Origin of the sequence: Paenibacillus germinis (assembly GCF_013141785.1) — a bacterium.
Taxonomy (GTDB): domain Bacteria; phylum Bacillota; class Bacilli; order Paenibacillales; family NBRC-103111; genus Paenibacillus_E; species Paenibacillus_E phytorum.
Window position 1 is genome coordinate 24453 of sequence record NZ_WHOC01000142.1, and the last position, 21079, is coordinate 45531.

Genomic DNA, 21079 nt, shown 5'->3' on the forward strand with positions numbered 1-21079 from the left:
ACAAATAATGCCCTAAACACTTCTTTTGGAAGCGCAAGGGCAGAAATTAATTCAATGTTATTCAGCTAAAGTCATGCAGTCAAAAGTTTGGTTTCAGGCGAATGATCTTATCATCGCCTGTTTTTGGCTTGCCGCGACCGTCACGGTTGTTCGTCATAAGATATAGAGATCCATCTGGTCCTTCGTAGACATTGCGAAGCCTGCCGAATTTCCCTTGAAATAGATGTTCCACGTTGGCGACTGAATCGTATTTCGGTCCTTTTAGGTTTACTTTTAAAAGTTGTTCTCCGCGTAATCCTGCCACCAAGAGGCTGCCTTTCCAAGGCCCTTTGCTAACGAATGCTGCGCCTGATGGTGCCCACGTTTCTTTTCCGCTTTGGAGGATTGGCGTTTTTAGATTAGCTTTCTCTGGACTCAATGCTGCTTCACCTTCAATTAATGGCCAACCATAATTGCCCCCAGGTTCAATAAGGTTAATCTCATCATGTGCGGATTGTCCATGTTCGGAACTGTACAATTGCCCTGTTTCTGGATGCCAAGCGAGCCCTTGAGGGTTACGGTGGCCCATGCTATAGATAGCTGAATTCTTAATAGGATTAGAGGCAGGAATAGACCCATCTAGGGCAATTCTTAATATTTTGCCTCCCATGCTAGTTGGATCCTGTGCTAATGGAGGATCGTACCGATCACCAGAAGTAATATAAAGCAGCTTATCGGCACCAATTTTAATCCTTCCGCCGTTATGGTTTGCCGCTCCTGGTAATCCTGAAATTAATACTTTATCCAGCTGCGCTTTATTATTTTTTTCGATAAGCCTCAACACACGATTGTTAACTTGATCCTTTACTCGATAGGTGTGATATACATAGATATAGTGGTTTTCCATAAAAGAGGGATCAAGCGCAAGTCCTAGCAATCCTCCCTCACCTTCGCTAATGAAGGGGGCCTCGAAAGAGATAAGCGGCTCAGGGTTCAGAAGACCCTTCTCAATAACACGCAGAGTACCGGGTCTTTCCGTGAAAAAAATCCGGCCATCCTTCGCAATATCCATCTCCCAAGGGACGTTAAGTCCTTCGGCGACTGTTTCCATTGTATAGGGAATATCCAATTGTGTAGTTGAAGTCTGACCTGGAGAGGGTTCAATAACTTTTTTATTCCGCGTACAGCCAGAGGTTATTCCAATCGATAAAGCTATTAGAATCACTAGGATCGTTCTCATAAACCTTTCCCCCTCAATGATTAGGATGAACATGCGTTTAGCCTGTGGTTTGTAAAAAATATTATACCATTTTGTGGAAGGAAGCGATAAACCGCATTGTTTATCAAATATCTATGCGATGAACCATAATTCTCGGTACCCCGCAATGCGGCGGGGAAGATACCCGTAACCCAAATACTCGTGGTAGTATAAGAAGAGAACATTGTTAGGTAATTAGCAAAAGTTTAATATAAGGAGCCAAAATCTTATGATTATATATCAAAATGAACATACAACCGTTTTTCAAAGCGCATTATATCAAACGACATCAACCGTTGTGCTGACGAACGAAATGGTACTAATCGTTGATCCGAACTGGCTTCCAAATGAAGTTGATGAAATTAGAAATTATGTTAATACGGTAAGAGGTGATCGGGACCTATACTTGTTATTTACGCATGGCGATTTTGATCACATTATTGGTTATAAAGCGTTTCCCGGCGCTAAAACAATTGGAAGTTACGCACTCAGCTGTCACCCGAAGAAAGACAATAAGATTGCTTTGATTCAAGAATTCGATAAGAAACATTATATGAATAGAAATTATCCCGTTGAATTTCCAACCCTTGATATTATCATTTCGAAAGATGCCGAGGAATTAAGGATAGGGGATACGCTATTGACTTTTTATAAATCCCCGGGGCACACGCCTGACGGATTGTTTACTGTCATTGAGCCGTTGGGTATTTGGATTACGGGTGATTATTTATCAGATTTCGAATTACCTTTTATTTATCATAGTGCCAAAGCATATAAGGAAACGATGATTACGGCAAGTCAGATTTTAGATAAACACAATATCGAGCTGTTAGTTCCGGGACATGGGCAAGTTACCATCGATACGGCGGAGATGATAAGGCGTTTGGACATGTCTTCGGATCATTTGGAACGGCTTATTAAGGCGGTCACTGCAAAAGATGAGGATGCTATCGCCGCGCTTGGTGATGAGCATGCTTATAAATCTTCTTTTACAGAAGAATGCCACGAAGAAAACATTAGAATCATTAAGCAAGAATATTCTAGTTAAGTCATTGGCGTGTGGCAATGATTCATTTTAACTAAACTAGTAAAATATGGTATAGTTAAAACATGGAATTTTTGAATTTGGAGGTATAATATGAAATTAGCTGAAGCCCTAGTACTGCGAGCAGATGCTCAAAGGAAAGTAGCTCAATTAAAGCAAAGACTAGAGAGAGTCGTAAAAGTTCAAGAGGGTGAGGAGCCCGTGGAACAGCCTGGTTTCCTTTTTGAAGAATTAAATAGAACGATAGAAGAGTTAACAAGTTGGGTGAAAAAAATCAATAAAACGAACTCTTTAACCTCTTTTGATACTAACATGAGTATTGCTGATGCACTTGCAGAGCGTGATAAACTTATGCAAAAGCGAAATATTTTAAATGATATATTAGAAGCAGCTACAATCAAACAAGATAGGTTTAGCCGTTCAGAAGTAAAGTTCTATAGGTCGATTGAAGTTAATGAAGTTCAGAAGCAGTTGGATGATTTGTCAAAAAGTTATCGAGAATTAGATTTTAAGATTCAAGAGAAGAACTGGACAGTCGAAGTCATATAGCAGTAATCAAGTTGGTAGCCATAGTCAACAAAAGCGAGCACAACCCGCCAACTGGGAAAGTTGGATGACTATCAGAGCAGGGCCATGCCTGATACAATAACTAATTAGCCCAGTAATGTAACAAGATGCTTGCGTCTACTTAAGGTTACTGCGTATTGTAATTACCACGTGCTGATTTGTTGATTACGGTGAGGGTGGGTAAGGGGACTTGGTAATTAGCGCAACATTATAGTAAAGAGAGCAAGCCTTCGGTTTTGCTCTTTTTTTGTTAAAGGAAGTGATTAAATTGAAGCTATTCGACATTATTTTGCTTGTTTTCATCGTTTATATGTTTTATAAGGGGATTAAAGCAATTAAAGCTAAAAAACAAGTGGGAGCTGTGATTTTTAAGGGGTCAAGTAATTATAAAAGCATTCAAACAATGATATTTTCAATTTTTGCTTTGCCATTAGTTATATTACTAGAGTGGAACATAAAATATATGATTTTGATAGTCATAGTTGTCCTTGGAGTTCTAATTGAACAAGTGTACATGGGAGAGCACGGAATAAAATTAAATGATGAATTCTTTGCTAAGGAACGAATCATGCACGTCTACATGGTTGAGGGTCGTGTGGATCAATTTGAAGTAATGATAAACGGAAGAACGGATACGGTAAAGATTACAATTAGTAAGAGCTTTATTGGAAAACCTGTAGAAGAAATTTTAAAGGCCTACGTGATTAACGGATAGGACATTGTGCAGCTATAACGAGGGAGTCGTCCTTAAATGAAAAAATTAATAATCAGATTTACACTTTTACTCGCAGTTATTATCATTATTGTAGGTTATCAATACGCTAGACCTATACTTACATCGGACGAAGCAATATCAATAGCTACAAAACATATGGATACAGTAAATAATAAAATGAATCTATCTTACAAAACAAATAACATTGAGAGCAGCCGGGTTAATAAAGATACTTTTTGGAATATCGCTTCAGGTAACAGAAAATGGTCTGTATCCATCGATGGTGTTGGCATTGATATCAATGCATATACAGGTGAGTTTATCGAAATGATTTTTCCATTGGATGGCGTCCTAACGAAGGATGACCACCCCGACTGGTTTTCAAAGTAACATGTTGTACTGTGCAACATTGCTCTGAAGTCCCCTTAATGGATGTGTGGAGGTGGACACTTTCATACAAGCTAGAGCTTGTTCATATGGGTGAAAGGTTCATTCCAGATTTGTAATCCAACAAACTACATATTTTTCACCCCTATCGGGCAAACCAAGCATGGATTCTTTTTCAATCCACTAATATTTGGGTTAGGGGTGATAGCTCATTAGCGTGCAAACGATACAAAAACCGCGCATGGGACTGCCGGATTTGAAGGATAAGGTCGCATTGATCACGGGAGCGGGATCAGGAATTGGTCAGGCTGCCGCCGAGATGCTTGCACAACAAGGGATGAAAGTGTGCCTTGTGGATATGAAGGACGACCGGCTAGAGCAGACGAGACAGGATATTGTGGCGACAGGCGGTCAGGCGATCACAGTTGATGTCGATGTTTCTGATCCGGACCGTGTTGCTCAGGCGTTCGAGCAGACGGTAAAAACCTGGGGACGACTAGACGTCGTCTTTGCTAATGCTGGGATTAACGGAGTTTTGGCGCCGATCGAAGATATGAACCCTGAGGATTGGGATCGTACGCTGTCCGTCAATCTGAAAGGGACATTCCTGTGCGTGAAACAAGCGATTCCTCATATGAAAGAGAACGGCGGCAGCATAGTCATCACAAGCTCGATTAACGGCAGCCGCGCCTTCTCTGGATTTGGGATGACAGCCTATAGCACTTCAAAGGCAGGACAAGTGGCATTCGCCAAGATGGCCGCATTGGAATTGGCCCGTTACAAAATACGCGTCAACGCTATCTGTCCAGGGTCAATCAAGACTAATATTGGGGAAAATACTCAGCCGACGCCGGAGCTTGAGAAAATCAAAATCCCAGTCAAATATCCGCAAGGCAGCCAGCCATTGGAACACGCGCCGGGTCAGCCGGAACAGGTTGCTAATCTAGTAGCCTTCCTAGCCTCGGACGCTTCAAGTCATATTACTGGCACAGAGCTGTTCATCGATGGTGCTGAATCGCTGCTTTAACGAAAGTTTGCAAACCGACTTACTAGTGGGTGAGGGATATGAATGATTTTCCAAGGAAATGAGCAGTCTATATTCGGAGGTGAACGAAACCATGGATGAACAAAAAGAAACTGTCACTTCATTCGATCCGAAAAGCGGACAATCCAAGGAGGTCAATATCGTCTTTGATCATGCTCGTAGTGGAGGTTTGAAATATACAATCGAAGATGCAGAGAAAGATAACAAGAAAAATGATGAATAGTCACTTATAAAAAGTAGAAAAGCGTATGTTGACTCAGGGGATTCTCCCGTAACCAACATGCGCTTATTTAATTTCTCTATCGATTAATCGTCAAAACCTGCTCGACATGTTTCAGGACTAGTGTGCTCGGAGCTTCTGATAACCGTATCATCTGGCCCGTCTTCATTGAAATCATCCGATTTACCTTCAGCATTAACTGTAGATTCAATGGTTGTCTCTCTGTTATTTGTCAAGTTATCTATGCTTCTCACCCTTTCAATTGTATAAGCTAATATGCTTCGTTTAACAGGGATTTATTCGTTGGCATTATAGATGGATACATCCATATTCGCTTTTGCAATCACTGCCATTGGCCTTCGAAAGAGGGATTTGTGGGTATTGACAAACCATACTGTAATATTTATAATTACAGTATAAAGTCCTTACAAAAAATAAGCTAATGGCGGTGATGATCATGAACTTTGTAATCAGTGATTGGGTTGTGGCAACTACAAATGAAGATGAATTGCTGCATGGTTATATTGAGTCTATTGATGTGCTGTTAGGCATTGCTCGGGTGCACGTTATTGCATCGGATCGTGAAACTGCCATCGGAAAAACAATGGAAGTAAGCAGTCAAGACGTAAAAAAATTGCCGGTAAGCGAGTTTGATATAGAAGATCAAGTAAAGAGCTTGATTGATGTGGCGTTAACAACGAGAGACGAGCAATGGTTCAATGAATTGTCAGCGAAATTATTCGTTATTCAACAAAATGGCACGAAACGCGGCGAACGTGATGCATTTCCATCCTATTATCATAACCGTTTAGGTGTTGATCAGTTTTAATGGGGCGAATAAAAGAAAAGGCCAATCCAAGAGACATGTCCTACATGTCGTCTAATGGATTGGCTTTTTAGTTTGTTTTCCCGCTTATTGAATAGGTGCCTTGTTTGAGACTTGTTTTTCTTTCGTGATTTCCGAGGCAAAAAGAGTCTGTAGTTCTGTGACTTTTCTGGGATCGGTAAGTGTCACTTTGTCAGCGAAATAATGTTCAACGAGCAGTTCCCACGTAGGAGTTACCTTTTGAGCTGTCATGGCTCGAATAGCGGTCTTAACCAGTCTTCGTTCCTTGGCGTTAGCGTACACGTCAATGTACTGCTGTTTGCGTTCGAAATCTAACTCCGTAAAAATAGCTCGAAATACTTCAGCTGTCATACGCGCGTCGTCTAATGCTCTGTGAGCGGTGCCTTCAGCAGCAATGTCAAGATCGAGTAAAGCAGCCTCGACACTGACATCATTCGTCACATTTTTATAGCGGATAAATCCTTTTAGTAGATCAAAATAGCTGGCGGCCATCCAGTAAGCATCATCTAACTTATGCATCCGCGTATCATACACGATGCGTTTCAAATCTTCGCCACCCCAGGTGACTAGCAGGAAGGTTTCACTTTTATTTAGCCAGTTCATGAAATCCGTAATGACTTTGCGAAAGCCGTCGGCTTGATCGATATCTTCTTGTGGGATGCCCGTTTTTTTCTTGATAAACCCATTCAATTTGGAAAAATAAACAGGTTTGACTAAAGATGAAAACTCATCAATAGCCTGTAGGGAGGAATCTAATCGGACTGCTCCAATTTCAATAACCTCCATAGGTAAATCGCTCGCAAACTTGCGACCGTTGAATTCAATGTCCAAAATAATGTAGTCCATGATGTGGCCCCCGTTCTGTCTCTGTGTTTCCATTCTATCAGAAAATGCCTAGGATACCAGCTTCCGTTTTCCATAGACCGTATTTAGAACGAAACTAAACAGTAGACCTGCAAAGGACATTCCTGAAATCCATAGATATAATTGTTTCCCGCCAAAGCTTTCGTAGAACCAACCACCCAAATAGGAAGCGACGATACCCGATACGCCAAAGAAAAGGATTGCAAGCACAGTTTGTCCCGTTGCACGCCATTCTTCAGGAACAATACGATATAAATATTGGATAGCAGCTGAATAAAATATCGGGAACGTGAAGGTTTGCAGCAGCTGAAGATACACGAGAATATGAGGATCAGTCACCCACGCGGATAGGAAAAAGCGAATGAAGTAAAACACTGCAGCGAAAGAAATGATCGCCAATTCTTTTCCTTTGCGAAGCCACCAGAAGCTTAGAGCGAATACGAGAATTTCGCTTCCTGCTGCTAGAAACCAGGCCAAACCGACCATGTCGGGGGTGCCACCTAATTTTCGAATATAGACGCCAAGAAAAGTATCGTTGATCCGTTGAGGCACGGCAACAATAAAGATAAGTAACATAAACCAAATGGTTTCTTTATTGCTTAAGAAATTGCGTAGACTTTTTAGAGAGATCGGTTTCCCAGTTACAGGCGCATCAGGCAATGGCAAGCAGATTAGAATGCTAATGATGCCTATTCCAGCGAACAAGAACGCCAAACTATTGATTCCGAAATATTGTGTGGTATAACCAACGGCTAAAGACATGACCGCATAACCAACAGCTCCGAAGGTTCGAATGGAACCGTAGCTTACCCCGTTAGCCTCCGCTGTTTGGAAATTTAGACTTTCAGTCAATGGATCGAGGGGCATTAAGAAAAAATACATAAGCATCGTAAAAAGAAGAAGCACAACAAAGCTTGATGAGGCGTATAACAAGTACCCCACAATGGTTGAACAACCTAAGAGGAGTAACATAACCTTCTTAATTGTCTTCGTTCGATCACTGATCATCCCCCATAAAGGTTGTGAGAAGATGGCAATGAAGCCTCCCGTTCCTATAATGAGACCAATCTTCGTTGCTGGAAGCCCTTGCGCATCTAAATAGACGGGAAGAAATGAAACAAACATAGCCAGAAGTGCAAAATACAAAAAGTTAAACGAACGCAATAAATTTGAAGAATTCATGATGACCTTAACCTTCCTAGATAAATTAGCACAATGCTTTTGTAAAACTACATTCTAACATGTCATGGTAAAGAATCCAAAGTAAATTAAAGCGATTCTTTCAGAGACGTACCTCGGATGGATTCGTCCCCGTTACTTTTTTGAACTGTCGACTAAAGAAATAAATGCTTCGATAGCCAAGGGCTTCCGAAACTTCCCCCACATTCATGCCAAGTCTGAGAAGATAAGCAGCACGCTCGATTCTTTTCTGAATGATATAGGACTCAATCGTTTGCCCCATGATTTCTTTGAACTTAAGTGAAAAGTAGCGAGGCGAAAGGTGCGCTTGTTTGGCTAAGTCGTGAATGCTATGTTGGCGCCCCGGATCTTGTATGATATGGGCCGCGATATCCATCATCACCCGATTCATAGAACGGCGAGCAGGATCACCTTGCGCTTGGTTCCCTGGGGTTTGGCGTTCAAACATGAGCAATAACAAACGAAGCAGCATCACGGCTTCCTCGTTGTGTCCATATGCACCAGTCAACCGCACATGAACGAAACGGTCCAAGTAGGGCTCATGAAATTCAGAGGGGTCAAAATGGACGAAAGAGGGAAGAGAGACTAGGGGAAATGCCGTGCCTTTCGTGTTGAAGTGGATATAGGTAACCGTAAGAGGGCGCTGCGGATTATGTTTGGCGCTCGTTAAATCTCCAGGACGAAAGAGAAAACAATCTCCTTTGCGGACATGGTAGTGTTTACCATTCAGGCTAACCTCACCTTCGCCGTCCCATACATACCAGAGGTCGTAATCATGGAATGGCTTATGTTCACGGCTCCATTTCCAGTTAGGTTCACAGATAACTTTGCCGAAATAACTGTCTAGGACGAGCTCTTGTGATGTGAAAACAGACATGAAAGATTTCCTCCGATTTATGTAAAATAGTGCAAACAATGATGTGCATTAATGCATTTAGTTTACTACCTTCCGTTCCTATAATAAAGATAGTAGTAAACAAATAATTTAAAGCGGAAGGGGTTATCCCAAATGTCAGAAATAAGTTCACCTAAAGAAATCTCGGCGCAGCTTTATCGGTATGATCGCATTGCGGATAAATGGAATGGCTTTGAAAACTGGGGTAAAGATCAGCTCGAGCAATATCGGAAAGACGGCTATGCGGCAATAGAGCATGTACTCAATGAGAAAGAAATCGAGGATGCGAAGAGGGCTTTGTATGAAATTATTTTTGTAGATGACAAAGGAGTCCATATTCAGTTCACAAAACCAAGCAGGGAATTGAAAACGGAAGAAGAACGTGAATTAGCCGTTCGTAAAGTCAGCGAGTTTGTCGATAGGGATGAACGGTTCAAACAGATTGCCTATCATCCTGCTATACTTGCGGCGGTGCGAGATATACTTGGCGAGGAGCCGCGTCTTGTCCAGGATATGGCCTTGCTCAAGCCTCCACATGGAGGGGGTGAAAAACCATGGCATCAAGACATGGCTTATGGAAGCCTTGCTTATGAGAAAGCAGTGGTAGGCGTATGGATTGCTTTGGATGAAGCAGCGCTGGATAATGGCTGCATGCATGTTATTCCTGGTTCGCACGCGGATGGCGCAACGCCGCATTACGCAGTTCGGGATTGGCAAATTTGCGATTCGCATGTTGCTGTTGAGAAGGATGTAGCAGTGCCATTATTGCCAGGCGGAATCCTAATGTTCCACGGTTTACTTAAACATGGGACACCTTACAATCTTTCTCCGAAGAAACGGCGCGCGCTGCAGTTTCATTATGTTGGTACGTCCGTTTCTAAACTAACGCCAAAAGAGTATAAACGTTTCTTCACCAATGAAATGAGCGGAGCCGAGTGTTAATTGATAATAGCATGTGGTCAGCACATTTTCTGACATACAAAGAAGAATAAGATGAGAACTCGGTAGCGACTTCCTGCATCTTCCAATCTCTATGAGGACGGTTTACAATTAGAGAGAGGAGTTGATGCATAATGGGATCACCAATCGTGCGACTGGTACTTGATGCCAAAGCCACATTGGCTGAAGGTCCGTGCTGGAATGCGGAACAGCGTTTGTTGTATTGGGTTGATATTATAGGAAAGAAATTTGGTAGGTTTGATCCTGAAACAGGGCTTAACGAAGATTTTTCCATTGGGGAATATGTCGGTGCTGTTGTCTGTGCGGGCGAAAATGAGGTTGTGTTAGCGACACAATCTGGATTCCAAACGTACCAGATGGAGCAGCGCAAGCTTACGCCTCTTGTTGATCCAGAATCTCATTTACCTGAAAATCGGTTTAACGACGGGAAATGTGATGCTAACGGACGATTCTGGGCGGGCACCATGGAGATTATTGAAAAAGAGGCAACAGGTGCACTTTATGTGCTAGAAACGGATCACAGTTATCGTAAGGTTTACGAGGGAGTGGGCGTTTCCAACGGGATCGCTTGGAGCCTAGATGAGAAAGAGATGTACTATATCGATTCTATGAAAAAGCTAGTGCACGCATTTGAGTATGAGGCGGATAAAGGGGAAATTAGCAACCCGAGAATACGGATCGATTTTCGGAATGAACAAGGGTTCCCTGACGGGATGACGATCGATGAAGAAGGGATGCTGTGGATCGCCCATTGGGATGGCTGGCAGGTGTCCCGTTGGAATCCCCGTACAGGTCAAAAGATAGACAGCATTGCCATTCCCGCAGCTAAAGCAACTTCCTGTGTTTTCGGTGGAGACGAACTTGACACCTTGTACGTTACGACCGCCCGCAAGGGTCTTCAGGAGGATCAAGTGGGGGATCAGCCACATGCTGGAGGGATTTTTGCGGTAAAGCCAGGTGTAAAAGGCACGAAGACGCATTCATTCGGAGATCAGCATGAGGAACGGAAAGGGTAGGGTAGGTTCTATGTCAAATGAGAACAGACATTTAAAGATTCAGTATATCGGTCAGGTCGGCGTTATTCTGCGTAAAAACGATATCGCTATAGCCATCGATCCTTATTTGACGGATTCTGTTGATCATCTTTCTGGGTTTCCAGAGGCTTTTTGGCAGCGGCGCTATACGCCTCCTGTGAAGCCGGAGACATTAACGAATTTGGATCTCGTGCTTTGTACGCATGAGCATATGGACCACATGGATCCAGACACGCTGCGGGCTATCGCCTTGGCATCGCCCAAATGCCAGTTTGGTGCTCCGAAGTCGTGTTTGCCTATGTTGGAGGCGATCGGCATTTCAGCAGAGCGGCTGCATGCGCTTGGGACTCAGGAAGTATTTCAATACGGTGTTGATCTGATCATTCACCCCATTCCAGCTTGGCACGAGGAACGAGTGCGAGATGGTGAAGGCTGGGATCACTACTTAGGCTACATCTTACAGTGGGATGGATTGTGCATTTATCATGCAGGGGATACGCTTCTGACGGAGGAGTTAGTCGAGGCGTTGTCCTGCTTCACCATCGATGTAGGTTTTCTGCCGATTAACGGAAGGGACATTTTCCGCAATCGCCTCGGTGTCGTCGGCAACATGAACGCACTGGAAGCGGCAGACCTAGCGGCTCACCTGAAGTTCGACATCGTTGTGCCAGTGCACTTTGATATGTATGCAAACAATAGTGAAGGGATCGCTCCCTTCGTGGACCGTTTATATCAGAAGCATCCAGGACAGAAGTTTCATATTTTCCAACCGGGTGAGACACTTGTGTATGTAAAATAATGAAGGTTTGGCTCCGAGGGGAGAGTTATGGAGCCTATCAAAAGTCAAAGGAGACATAATCGGAGGTTTGAGGCCCAGACTCTGATTTTAAGGATGATTTTCATCGCTACGGAGTCACAATCACGTACTCCCCAAACTTTAGCGATGAAATTCATTGTCTGCACTAAACATTTTCAGAGGACAATTTCATTTCTTATAAGTAATACAAAGCTTCACCCGCAACAGCCCCTAAGAGGACGATGCACCAAGGCGGTAATTTCCAGAACACCAGCAGGCCAAATAACACGATTACTAATGCAAAATCATAAGGACGAATAATGGCGGTTGTCCAAAGCGGGTTATAAAGTGCCGCGAGCAGGATACCGACAACGGCCGCATTAATGCCTACGAAAGCACTTTGAATTTTGACATTTGCTCGTAATGAATTCCAAAAAGGCAAAGCCCCTATTATCAGGAGATAAGCAGGTAGGAAAATGGCCAAGGTTCCCACGACAGCCCCTCTGAATCCGTCAAACATAGCGCCCAAATACGTGCCAAATGTAAAAAGCGGACCCGGAACTGCCTGCGTAGCCCCATATCCAGCCAGGAATACTTCTTTACTTACCCAACCTTGAGGGACAACTTCGCGTTCCAAAAGGGGGAGAATGACATGGCCGCCGCCGAAGACCAAGGAACCCACCCGATAAAACGAATCGAAAAGGGATAAGAGCTGCGAGTGCCATAAACCGCTGAAAATTGGAAGAAGCAGTAGCAGTAACGCATAAAGGATCAAGCAAAGGATCGCAACAGAGCGATGAACGCGTACTTGAATAATACTGTAATCTTGGTTGGAAACGGTTTTGAAAGCAAATAGTCCGATGAGTCCGGCGAGCACAATAATAAGAACTTGGCTATAAACTGCCTGCCATAGCAAGGTTACCGATGCGGCTGCAATAGCTATGGAGGCCGTGCTTTTATCGGACGCTAGCTTTTTTCCCATGCTGAGAACAGCTTGTGCGACGATGGCAACGGCGACGATTTTGAGACCGTGGATCCAACCGGTGCTGCTGACATCCATGGCTTTCATCAGTAGGGAAAAGAGAAGTAAGAGGATAATAGAAGGTAACGTAAATCCTAGCCATGCAGCTACGCCCCCCAACAATCCGGCTCGGATTGTACCGATACCAACACCTACTTGACTGCTAGCTGGGCCTGGGAGAAACTGGCAAAGAGCAACGAGATCGGCGTAGCTTTTCTCATCCATCCATTTACGTTTCTGGATGTACTCATTGTGAAAATAGCCCAGATGGGCAATGGGACCACCGAAGGATGTCAATCCTAATTTTGTTGAGACAAGAAATACTTCAAGCAATGCTTTTTGTTTACTTTGCTGTGGTTTTGCAGCGGTGTCCAACCCATTCCCTCCTCAATGACGCTTGATGAACATCTAAGTCATTTAAGTGTATCGGAAATTGGAGCGCGATTCTACCGTTTAACACAAATAATACAACAATGGGGACCATCCGATAACTCCCTGCACATATAAAAGGATCATGAACTCTACTTAGGTAGAAATCATGATCCTTTTTCAGTGTCCTCGAAATACTCGAACTGGACGTTCTTCCTATCATGTCACTCCAGCTGATATTCCTTCATCTTGTTGTAAAGGGTACCGCGGGAGATGCCGAGCATTTTGGCTGCTGCGCTTTTATTGCCTGCCGTTTTGGCCAGAGCTTCTGCAATCAGATGAATTTCTTCAACATCAGACACCTTCGATTTTAATGAATTCGCCGCAGTATCTGCTTCTGAAGAAGTCAGACTTGGTTGCTGTTCCTGTAAAGTGACTGGCAAATGTTCCAAAGTGATCAGGTCTTCATCATTAAGAATGATGCATCGCTCGATGACATTTTTCAATTCTTGGATGTTCCCTGGCCATGAATAGTTGGTCAAAGCCAAGATGACCTCAGGCGAAAGTGTGGGAACAGGCTTCTGGTATTGCAGTGAAAACTGCTTGAGATACATTTGGACCATCGCAGGAATGTCCTCGGTTCTATCCCGTAAAGGCGGAATCCGAATGGAAATCACATTGAGCGCATAGTACAGATCCGAGCGGAATTCATGATTGACTAGCTTGCTTGCTAAATCTTGTGTAGTTGCGATTATGATTCGCGTACGCACACTGATAGGTTGACTTCCTCCAGAGCGAACGATCGTTTGCTGTGTAATGTAATGATAAAGCTTAGCTTGAAGCTCTAAAGGAAGTTTTTCGATTTCATTAATAAACAAGGTGCCGTCTTTGGCTAGCTCCAACTTACCAGCTTGTCCACTATCACTTCCCGTGAAAGCGCCCCCTTGATAGCCAAATAGTTCAGCTTCCAATAGACCTGAGGGAACGATGCCGCAATTGATTGTCAAGAAAGGCTGCTCGGATCTTGAACTCGACTGATGGATAATATGAGCAAGCTGCTCTTTGCCTACACCCGATTCACCAATCAGTAGGACGGGTGTTTCTGTTGCTGCCACCTTCTTCGCCCATTGAATGACTTTGCCGATTGCAGGTCCTTTTCCTTTAATTAAGGTAAAGAGGTCTTCAGCCTGATCTTTTTGTGGTAGTCCGAAGGAATCGACGGTTGTTAATTGTTCGTTCAATCGTACCAATTGTGTAATATCCTGCTCGGTCGCAATGCCTCCAATGATATGACCCTGAGCATCTCTGATCGGTGACGCATTAATAAGGACGTGGGTGTCTGGCCGAGGTCGGTGGTATGTATTGCGAATCATCCGGCCTTCGTCCAAAATTTTCAGGACCATCAGTGTTTCGATATCAAAATGTTCGCCAATGCGTTTGCCCAAAATATCTGCTGCCGGAAGATGATAGAGTTCTTCAGCGACGGAATTCCAGCAAATCACAGCGCCAGCTCGATCGACGACCGTGACAGCATCGGTGACGGTATCCGCGAGTGCATTGAAATAGGCAGACCACTTTTGCAGCTCAGAAAGGGTGAAATTGAGATACGTGGATAATAAGGAGTATCCCCCGATGGTTCCATCCTTATCTTTGAAAAGTACCGGTCGATTTGTTCGTTGAGGCACAAGCGGTAAAGGGATGTTTTCGTCCACAGTGATAATTGCGGATACAAAGTGTTTGCTGATCTCTACTAATTCTTTAATGTTTCTAGCGGAAAAGGCCGTCATAAGGCCTGCATCTTCCGGTGTAAATAAGCATATTTCATCATGCCAATGGGAGATAACAGCCGTTCCATTGTTTAAATAGGAAGAAAGTTCTTCAAGTGTTGTTTCAACAGGGAGTGTGATCATAGGGTTGTTCAATGGAAAGTGTTCATTAATGAACATAATTGACCTCATTTGTTACATTTATTTGGTTTAAATTTACCATGAAAGCAAGGGAGATTCAACACAAGAAGCCGAGAAGGTGAGTATGATAGAGGTAAAGAAATAAAAACTGTTCAATCAAAATAAAAATATGCACATAAACAAATAGTGTTCAAAATATAAATTAAAGTGTATAATAAAATTATTAATTTTACACAATTGTATAATTCCTTTGGGGGAATAACAAATGGAACTTATCATGAAAAATATGTTTCAAGCTTTAGGTAAAAGCCGCACGGCTAATCGATTAGCCAAAAAGTATGGTTTACGCTTTGGTGCAGCACGTTTTGTAGCAGGAGAGACCATCCATCAATCCATTGAAGCTGTGCGCGGGCTTAATCAAGATGGCCGTATAGCGACCCTGGACCATTTGGGTGAGTTCGTCTTTAGTGAAGAAGAAGCGTTGGAATCAGCAGCTATGTGTATTCAAACGCTAGATGCGATTGCTAGTTCAGGCGTCAAATCCAATCTTTCACTTAAAATGACTTCACTTGGGCTAGATATCAGCAGAGATCTCTGTGTAAACAACATGAAACGTATTCTTGATTGTGCTCGTCAGCATGGAAATTTCGTGCGAATAGATATGGAGGATTATACGCATTGCCAAATCTCCCTTGATATCTACAGAGAGCTTCGACAAGAATATGACAACGTAGGAATCGTCATTCAAGCATATTTGTTCCGGACCATACAGGATATCGATGATTTACATGCACTCGGAGCCAATTTGCGCCTGGTGAAAGGTGCTTATAAGGAATCTCCGCAAGTTGCTTTTCCAGAAAAAAGCGCAGTTGATGAAAATTACAAAAAAATTATTCAAAAACATCTTTTGAACGGTCATTATACAGCTATTGCAAGCCACGATGAGGCGATCATTCATTTTACGAAAGAATTTGTAAGATCAAATCTTATCTCCATAGATCAGTTTGAATTCCAGATGCTCTATGGGATTTGTGAAGATTTGCAAAAGCAATTAGTGAAAGAAGGATATCGGGTTCGGATTTATGTCCCATACGGTGTAGATTGGTTCGGATATTTCATGAGAAGGTTAGCAGAGCGCCCAGCGAATGTTTGGTTTGTTCTGAAAAATATGTTTAAATAACACCCAAATTTTCCATTCGGAGAGGAGCAATAATATGAATACATTTACAAAGGTTAGTCCGTATGCCAATGAGCCATTTACTAATTTTGGTCTAGAGGAAAATGTGAAGGCGATGCAAGCTGCTATTGCCAAAGTGAAACGTGAGCTGGGGCGCGAATACCCGTTATATATCGGTACTGAGAAAGTAGTAACAGAGGCTAAAATCACATCGATTAACCCGGGGAATGTAGATGAAATTATTGGATACGTAAGCAAAGCGGATCAGAAACTTGCTGAAAAAGCGATGAACGTTGCCCTCGAGACATTCGAAACTTGGAAAAAGGTTCCCGCTAGAGAGCGTGCGGAGTATTTATTTAAAGCTGCTGCGCTAATGCGTGATCGTAAGCATGAGTTCTCAGCGTTGATGATTCTAGAGTCAGGCAAAAACTATATTGAAGCGGATGTAGATACCGCAGAAGCGATTGATTTCATCGAGTTCTACGCGCGGGAAATGATTCGTTTGAGCCAAATCAACGAGACGCAGCCATTAGCCAAAATTCCCGGTGAAAACAATCAAATTAGTTATATCCCATTAGGCGTCGGCGTTATTATCCCGCCATGGAATTTTCCACTAGCGATTTGTGTAGGTATGACCATTGCGGCGGTTGTTTCTGGTAACACCGTTTTGCTGAAGCCAGCTTCAACCACGCCTGTTATTGCACATAAATTCGTGGCTCTTATGGAGGAAGTTGGACTTCCTGCTGGAGTAATTAATTTCATTCCAGGAAGCGGTGCGGAAGTTGGAGACTATCTAACGACACATCCGAAGACTCGTTTCATTAGCTTTACCGGCTCCAAGGAGATTGGTTTGCGCATCAACAAGTTGGCCGCGGACGTGGCGCCTGGTCAAATTTGGATCAAGCGTGTGATTGCGGAAATGGGCGGCAAAGATGGTATTGTCGTGGACGAAACAGCGGATCTGGACGCAGCTGCTGCTGCTATAGTGGCCTCAGCCTTCGGCTTCCAAGGGCAGAAATGCTCGGCTGGTTCACGTGCTATCATTGTTGAATCTGTTTACGACATAGTTGTAGACAAAGTAGTTGCTCTGACGAACCAACTGCAAAGCGGCCTGCCTGAGCACAATTTCGCAGCGGGTCCGGTCATTGATAAAGGTTCCTATGATAAAATTTTAGATTACATTGAAATTGGGAAAACCGAAGGAACACTGCTTGCAGGTGGTGAAAAGGCCGAAGGAAACGGCTATTACATCCAGCCAACTGTGTTCGGCGATGTAAGCGGCAAAGCGCGCGTTATGCAGGAGGAGATTTTCGGACCTGTCTTGGCCATCGCTAAAGCGAAGGACTGGAAAGAAGCCATTGCGATGTACAACGATACGGAATTTGGTTTGACAGGCTCATACTTCTCTACGAATGAGGAGCGGATTTCTGAGGCATTGGACACTGTTCACTGTGGCAATTTGTACATTAATCGCAAATGCACAGGCGCATTGGTGGGTGTACATCCTTTCGGTGGCTTCAATATGTCGGGAACTGATTCCAAAGCAGGCGGTTACGACTACCTCATGCTTCTCACCCAAGCGAAGCTGACTTCACGCAAAATATAATGGTTGGTAGAAAGAGGGCGGACGATGAGTCTAGCCTTCTTTTTTTATAAGGATCGGCAGGCGAGGTGCGGAAACGCTAGGGGACTGAGTTCGTTTCAAGGATTGAATGCGAGTAACGAAAGGGAACTAGATTCTCATAATGTTTTAGACGAGAGAAGTTGTCGTTGAGATGAGAAGGGAGCAATAATTCGCCTCAAGGATCGGTCGTCGAGCAGCGAAAGTGAACTACGAGGCGCTATTTATCAAAATAGCTGCCTTTTTAGAGAGTAGAGGGAACGTCGATTCGCTATTTTGCCATTTTTGATGAAATGCTGAACAAAAAGGGGAAATAAGAGCTTGTAGTTCCGTCTAGGTAGCTAATTAGGTGAATTTAGCATAAATAGCGCTCGTACGTTCCCTTTCAGTAGTATTGATGACGTACTCGTCCCGACATGGGTGAAGTTAGCCTTCGAGTTGGGTACCCAATGCTGAAGAGAATTTCCTCAGATAACGTCCACAAGATCCAGTTTTCGTATTCATTACAGATTAAGCCGATACATGCGAGCTCGCTCTTGTCCGCGCGATACGACTAATAGCTGCTTTTCGCATAAGTGGTGCAAGACAGTTCTGGCGTGTCTTGTACTTACTTGGAGATGAGAGGAAAGGTCCGAAGGGGAGAATGGGCGCAATTGTCTCCGCGCGAATCGGACTGTTTCACTTTCTAGCCAAGAGAGTGAATTTGGTACATTGGATGAAATAAATTTTCCTATAATTGAAAGAATAAGCTGCTGACACTGCTTTGGCGACTCGACAATTGATGGGTATGCGATTGGCATAACCAGCCAGCCATCCAAAGCAAGATGGCAATGCCGAAGACAGAGGTCTTTGAATCTCCAAAGATCAAGATCTCGAGCATGTGAGCTGTAGCCTTGGATTTCAATCACACCCTTAGCATCTCCTGGCCTAAAAGCGAAGTCCAAATAGCGGTAACCGTTCGCGAAGTCACGCACTTCCCATTCTGGATAGAGATGGTCGAAATGTCCGACTGCCGGATACCACACGCAGCGCAGAAATTCCAATTCTCCATGTCCGAGCTCCCGCTCTAACCGTTCTCGTCTGCGACCGTTCGTCTCTGCTGCAATCTGCGAAGTCATGAAAGCTTCGAATGCTTGCTCAAATTTCATGGATATTCCCACTTTCTCTGCGAGTTTTGATTAAAACAAAACGCCGCATTCACCAATGTTCACAAGGAGCTGACTCCTTACGAACATAGATGAAAGCGGCGCGTACTTCACGACCAGCTTGATTGAATAACCCTAGTATAGCGGAATTTGATAATGTTTTGCCACCTCATTTTTGGAGGATCAATGCTTTACAAAGGCAAATCACGTTTGCGGAACAGCGCGATTCCCGCCGCAAAAGTCACGAGCCCAATCACAATCAATACTGACCATGCAAGCGCGGTTTCCGTCTGTCCGCCGATAATGCCGCTCGGATCATATAACGAGAAGTACGTCAGGTTGCGCATCCAATTGATTTTTTCGCTCAGTTTGCCGATAAAGTCCAGACTGAAAAAACCGAAGGTCAGCACGGCTGATATCCCGAGTGCCTTCTTCTCGTCGTTGGCTAAAGAAGAGACGAGAAAGGCGATTCCGCCTACTGCGAAGAACAGCAGTAATGCTGCTAAGTTCATCCGTAGGTATGCCGCTCCGTGAAAGTCGCTCAATTCCCCTATAAATATGGCATATCCCGCAAACCCGCATAATGTCGTCACCGCCATGATGGACAAAAGCCCAGTAACAAAAACGGCTGCCTGCGTCATCGCCACTTTCCCGCGAGTGGTGGGAGTCGCGAGCAAATACGCCATTGAACCTTGGTCAACCAACTTCGCCATCAGCTGTGTGGAGAACATGATGCAAAAAATCGAAACGATCAGTACGAGCAGCAAGCCGTAATATTCGCCTGAGATGAATCCCTCCACGGTGCCAAAGCCGCTGCCCAAGTTGAACGCATTGGTCATACCGGGCGGCAAGGACTTGATCAACTCATCTAGGGCTGCATTATTTCCTGCGAAGCTCGGGAACAGCCAGAACATGAGCAGGATATAAAAAGCTGATCCGAACGCATAGTTCATCATCCCTTTTATATGAATCTTCATCATGTGTTTATAGAGAGCGGAATTCATTGTAATGTCCCCTTCCGGTCGTAATAGTTCATGAACACGTCTTCGAGGCTTTGCGTAAATACATCCAAGTTTCGGACAGGGTACTTAGACGTCTCCGAGAGGAAACGACCATACTCTCCCTGCACAGCCACCCGCACTCGATTACCTTCACGCGATTCGACTGTTATGCCGGAAGTCCGCCAGAATGTTTCCGCATCCTCCGCACGTTCGAACGTCACTTGGAATAACTTTCGCTGCATCGACTGCAGCTCGTGAATATCTTTGACGGTAAGGATGACCCCGTCCTTAATAATTGCCGCGCGGTCGCATGTCCGCTCAATCTCGGGAAAGCTGTGGGACGACATCAGGAATGTTGTGCCCCGGGCTTTCTCCTCCAGCACCAGGTCGATAAACACCTTCTGCATGAGCGGGTCCAGTCCCGAAGTCGGTTCATCTAGGATGATTACCTCCGGCTGATGCATGAAAGCGGCAACGATGCCAACTTTTTGCTTCATACCTTTGGACATTTTGCGGATAGGAGTCCGGACGTCAAACTGAAAGCGGTCGATCAGCTCCTCCTGCCGCGCCGAATGCTTCGCCCCTTGCATTTCCGCCATAAAATCAAGAAACGTGCGCCCGGTCATGCCTTCAATAAACGCGATCTCTCCTGGCAAATAACCGATATACCGCTGGACGGTCCCCTGTTTAGTCCAGGTATCCAGTCCGCCAACCTTCACATAGCCTTTCTCCGGTTTCATGAATCCCATGATATGCCGGATCGTCGTGGACTTGCCGGCCCCGTTCGGACCCAAGAATCCGAATACCTCTCCTTTTTTGACCGAAAACGATACATCAAAAATCCCTTTTCCGTTCGGGAATGTTTTGGTCAGCTGCTGAACAGTCAACATGCGCGGCCACCTCCAAATATGAAAGTTATGAAATATTTATTATTAATAATTTCAAAACTTATGTTACTCCTGAATGTTCACCTCGTCAATACTTTTGAAATATAATTATGCTATAATTTCATTATTCCAAAAAAAA

22 protein-coding genes are annotated in these 21079 nt (G+C 44.0%); 12 read left to right on the forward strand and 10 right to left on the reverse strand.

From position 1 onward, the window contains the following. Positions 1 to 79: 79 nt before the first annotated feature. Positions 80 to 1219: a PQQ-dependent sugar dehydrogenase gene (locus GC102_RS26135; RefSeq protein WP_171692124.1), complete on the reverse strand. Its 1140-nt coding sequence runs from the start codon at positions 1217 to 1219 to the stop codon at positions 80 to 82. A gap of 247 nt (positions 1220 to 1466) precedes the next feature. Between GC102_RS26135 and GC102_RS26140 the strand changes: the two genes are divergently transcribed. The 6 genes from GC102_RS26140 (at position 1467) to GC102_RS26165 (ending at position 5219) form a co-directional block, all read left to right on the forward strand. Next, positions 1467 to 2285, forward strand: coding sequence for an MBL fold metallo-hydrolase (locus GC102_RS26140; protein WP_171692125.1), 819 nt, complete (start codon positions 1467 to 1469; stop codon positions 2283 to 2285). 90 nt (positions 2286 to 2375) lie between these two features. Then, positions 2376 to 2831 carry a DIP1984 family protein gene (locus GC102_RS26145; protein WP_171692126.1) on the forward strand — a complete coding sequence of 152 codons (456 nt, stop codon included), beginning with the start codon at positions 2376 to 2378 and terminating at the stop codon, positions 2829 to 2831. Positions 2832 to 3117: 286 nt separating this feature from the next. Continuing rightward, complete coding sequence (locus GC102_RS26150; protein ID WP_171692127.1) at positions 3118 to 3564, forward strand: hypothetical protein; 447 nt, start codon at positions 3118 to 3120, stop codon at positions 3562 to 3564. Positions 3565 to 3600: 36 nt separating this feature from the next. Next, positions 3601 to 3954 (forward strand): hypothetical protein, encoded by a 354-nt coding sequence (locus GC102_RS26155; RefSeq protein ID WP_171692128.1) that lies wholly within the window; start codon positions 3601 to 3603, stop codon positions 3952 to 3954. Positions 3955 to 4192: 238 nt separating this feature from the next. After that, positions 4193 to 4978 (forward strand): SDR family oxidoreductase, encoded by a 786-nt coding sequence (locus GC102_RS26160; protein ID WP_171692180.1) that lies wholly within the window; start codon positions 4193 to 4195, stop codon positions 4976 to 4978. Positions 4979 to 5069: 91 nt separating this feature from the next. Continuing rightward, positions 5070 to 5219 carry a hypothetical protein gene (locus tag GC102_RS26165; RefSeq protein ID WP_171692129.1) on the forward strand — a complete coding sequence of 50 codons (150 nt, stop codon included), beginning with the start codon at positions 5070 to 5072 and terminating at the stop codon, positions 5217 to 5219. Between the two features lie 83 nt (positions 5220 to 5302). Here GC102_RS26165 and GC102_RS26170 read toward each other — a convergent pair whose 3' ends face one another. Continuing rightward, on the reverse strand, positions 5303 to 5452 hold the full coding sequence (locus GC102_RS26170) for a hypothetical protein (protein WP_171692130.1): 150 nt from the start codon (positions 5450 to 5452) through the stop codon (positions 5303 to 5305). A gap of 221 nt (positions 5453 to 5673) precedes the next feature. Between GC102_RS26170 and GC102_RS26175 the strand changes: the two genes are divergently transcribed. After that, the gene (locus tag GC102_RS26175; RefSeq protein WP_171692131.1) at positions 5674 to 6045 is read left to right on the forward strand and encodes an IDEAL domain-containing protein; all 372 of its coding nucleotides are present in this window, start codon (positions 5674 to 5676) and stop codon (positions 6043 to 6045) included. Between the two features lie 84 nt (positions 6046 to 6129). Here the strand turns inward: GC102_RS26175 and GC102_RS26180 are convergent, their stop codons facing one another. The 3 genes from GC102_RS26180 to GC102_RS26190 all read right to left on the reverse strand — a co-directional run bounded on the left by GC102_RS26180 (position 6130) and on the right by GC102_RS26190 (position 9004). Continuing rightward, positions 6130 to 6909: a 3'-5' exonuclease gene (locus GC102_RS26180; RefSeq protein WP_171692132.1), complete on the reverse strand. Its 780-nt coding sequence runs from the start codon at positions 6907 to 6909 to the stop codon at positions 6130 to 6132. Between the two features lie 48 nt (positions 6910 to 6957). Further along, positions 6958 to 8109, reverse strand: a complete 1152-nt coding sequence (locus GC102_RS26185) for an MFS transporter (RefSeq protein ID WP_171647450.1) — start codon at positions 8107 to 8109, stop codon at positions 6958 to 6960. A gap of 100 nt (positions 8110 to 8209) precedes the next feature. Continuing rightward, positions 8210 to 9004, reverse strand: a complete 795-nt coding sequence (locus GC102_RS26190) for a helix-turn-helix transcriptional regulator (protein ID WP_171692133.1) — start codon at positions 9002 to 9004, stop codon at positions 8210 to 8212. Between the two features lie 132 nt (positions 9005 to 9136). On the opposite strand from GC102_RS26190, the gene GC102_RS26195 reads away from it, so the two are divergent. From GC102_RS26195 to GC102_RS26205, 3 genes are all read left to right on the forward strand, one after another. Continuing rightward, the gene (locus GC102_RS26195; RefSeq protein ID WP_171692134.1) at positions 9137 to 9964 is read left to right on the forward strand and encodes a phytanoyl-CoA dioxygenase family protein; all 828 of its coding nucleotides are present in this window, start codon (positions 9137 to 9139) and stop codon (positions 9962 to 9964) included. 131 nt (positions 9965 to 10095) lie between these two features. Beyond that, positions 10096 to 10998, forward strand: a complete 903-nt coding sequence (locus GC102_RS26200) for an SMP-30/gluconolactonase/LRE family protein (RefSeq protein ID WP_171692135.1) — start codon at positions 10096 to 10098, stop codon at positions 10996 to 10998. Beyond that, positions 10979 to 11815, forward strand: a complete 837-nt coding sequence (locus tag GC102_RS26205; RefSeq protein ID WP_171692136.1) for an MBL fold metallo-hydrolase — start codon at positions 10979 to 10981, stop codon at positions 11813 to 11815. Before GC102_RS26200 ends, GC102_RS26205 begins: the two co-directional genes overlap by 20 nt. A 193-nt stretch (positions 11816 to 12008) precedes the next feature. Here the strand turns inward: GC102_RS26205 and chrA are convergent, their stop codons facing one another. Together chrA and GC102_RS26215 are read right to left on the reverse strand one after the other, a co-directional pair. Beyond that, the gene (chrA, locus tag GC102_RS26210) at positions 12009 to 13208 is read right to left on the reverse strand and encodes a chromate efflux transporter (RefSeq protein WP_171692137.1); all 1200 of its coding nucleotides are present in this window, start codon (positions 13206 to 13208) and stop codon (positions 12009 to 12011) included. Positions 13209 to 13426: 218 nt separating this feature from the next. Next, the gene (locus GC102_RS26215) at positions 13427 to 15148 is read right to left on the reverse strand and encodes a sigma-54 interaction domain-containing protein (RefSeq protein WP_171692138.1); all 1722 of its coding nucleotides are present in this window, start codon (positions 15146 to 15148) and stop codon (positions 13427 to 13429) included. A gap of 226 nt (positions 15149 to 15374) precedes the next feature. On the opposite strand from GC102_RS26215, the gene GC102_RS26220 reads away from it, so the two are divergent. After that, complete coding sequence (locus tag GC102_RS26220) at positions 15375 to 16289, forward strand: proline dehydrogenase family protein (RefSeq protein WP_171692139.1); 915 nt, start codon at positions 15375 to 15377, stop codon at positions 16287 to 16289. Between the two features lie 34 nt (positions 16290 to 16323). Further along, positions 16324 to 17892, forward strand: a complete 1569-nt coding sequence (gene pruA, locus GC102_RS26225) for an L-glutamate gamma-semialdehyde dehydrogenase (protein WP_171692140.1) — start codon at positions 16324 to 16326, stop codon at positions 17890 to 17892. A 518-nt stretch (positions 17893 to 18410) separates the two neighbouring features. Here pruA and GC102_RS26230 read toward each other — a convergent pair. The 3 genes from GC102_RS26230 to GC102_RS26240 all read right to left on the reverse strand — a co-directional run bounded on the left by GC102_RS26230 (position 18411) and on the right by GC102_RS26240 (position 20943). Then, positions 18411 to 19055: a helix-turn-helix domain-containing protein gene (locus tag GC102_RS26230; RefSeq protein WP_171692141.1), complete on the reverse strand. Its 645-nt coding sequence runs from the start codon at positions 19053 to 19055 to the stop codon at positions 18411 to 18413. A gap of 188 nt (positions 19056 to 19243) precedes the next feature. Continuing rightward, a complete protein-coding gene (locus GC102_RS26235) occupies positions 19244 to 20056 on the reverse strand; it encodes an ABC transporter permease subunit (protein WP_171692142.1) in 813 nt (270 codons plus the stop codon). Then, entirely contained in the window at positions 20053 to 20943 is an 891-nt protein-coding gene (locus GC102_RS26240; RefSeq protein ID WP_171692143.1) for an ABC transporter ATP-binding protein, read from the reverse strand. Before GC102_RS26240 ends, GC102_RS26235 begins: the two co-directional genes overlap by 4 nt. Between the last annotated feature and the right edge of the window lie 136 nt (positions 20944 to 21079).

Coding starts and splice junctions, on each gene's coding strand:
- GC102_RS26180 (WP_171692132.1), bottom strand. CDS start 6,909: ATGGACTACATTATTTTGGACATTGAATTCAACGGTCGCAAGTTTGCG.
- GC102_RS26165 (WP_171692129.1), top strand. CDS start 5,070: ATGGATGAACAAAAAGAAACTGTCACTTCATTCGATCCGAAAAGCGGA.
- GC102_RS26220 (WP_171692139.1), top strand. CDS start 15,375: ATGGAACTTATCATGAAAAATATGTTTCAAGCTTTAGGTAAAAGCCGC.
- GC102_RS26185 (WP_171647450.1), bottom strand. CDS start 8,109: ATGAATTCTTCAAATTTATTGCGTTCGTTTAACTTTTTGTATTTTGCA.
- GC102_RS26155 (WP_171692128.1), top strand. CDS start 3,601: ATGAAAAAATTAATAATCAGATTTACACTTTTACTCGCAGTTATTATC.
- pruA (WP_171692140.1), top strand. CDS start 16,324: ATGAATACATTTACAAAGGTTAGTCCGTATGCCAATGAGCCATTTACT.
- GC102_RS26235 (WP_171692142.1), bottom strand. CDS start 20,056: ATGAATTCCGCTCTCTATAAACACATGATGAAGATTCATATAAAAGGG.
- GC102_RS26195 (WP_171692134.1), top strand. CDS start 9,137: ATGTCAGAAATAAGTTCACCTAAAGAAATCTCGGCGCAGCTTTATCGG.
- GC102_RS26140 (WP_171692125.1), top strand. CDS start 1,467: ATGATTATATATCAAAATGAACATACAACCGTTTTTCAAAGCGCATTA.
- GC102_RS26200 (WP_171692135.1), top strand. CDS start 10,096: ATGGGATCACCAATCGTGCGACTGGTACTTGATGCCAAAGCCACATTG.
- GC102_RS26190 (WP_171692133.1), bottom strand. CDS start 9,004: ATGTCTGTTTTCACATCACAAGAGCTCGTCCTAGACAGTTATTTCGGC.
- GC102_RS26160 (WP_171692180.1), top strand. CDS start 4,193: ATGGGACTGCCGGATTTGAAGGATAAGGTCGCATTGATCACGGGAGCG.
- GC102_RS26205 (WP_171692136.1), top strand. CDS start 10,979: ATGAGGAACGGAAAGGGTAGGGTAGGTTCTATGTCAAATGAGAACAGA.
- GC102_RS26215 (WP_171692138.1), bottom strand. CDS start 15,148: ATGTTCATTAATGAACACTTTCCATTGAACAACCCTATGATCACACTC.
- GC102_RS26230 (WP_171692141.1), bottom strand. CDS start 19,055: ATGAAATTTGAGCAAGCATTCGAAGCTTTCATGACTTCGCAGATTGCA.
- GC102_RS26240 (WP_171692143.1), bottom strand. CDS start 20,943: ATGTTGACTGTTCAGCAGCTGACCAAAACATTCCCGAACGGAAAAGGG.
- GC102_RS26145 (WP_171692126.1), top strand. CDS start 2,376: ATGAAATTAGCTGAAGCCCTAGTACTGCGAGCAGATGCTCAAAGGAAA.
- GC102_RS26135 (WP_171692124.1), bottom strand. CDS start 1,219: ATGAGAACGATCCTAGTGATTCTAATAGCTTTATCGATTGGAATAACC.
- GC102_RS26175 (WP_171692131.1), top strand. CDS start 5,674: ATGAACTTTGTAATCAGTGATTGGGTTGTGGCAACTACAAATGAAGAT.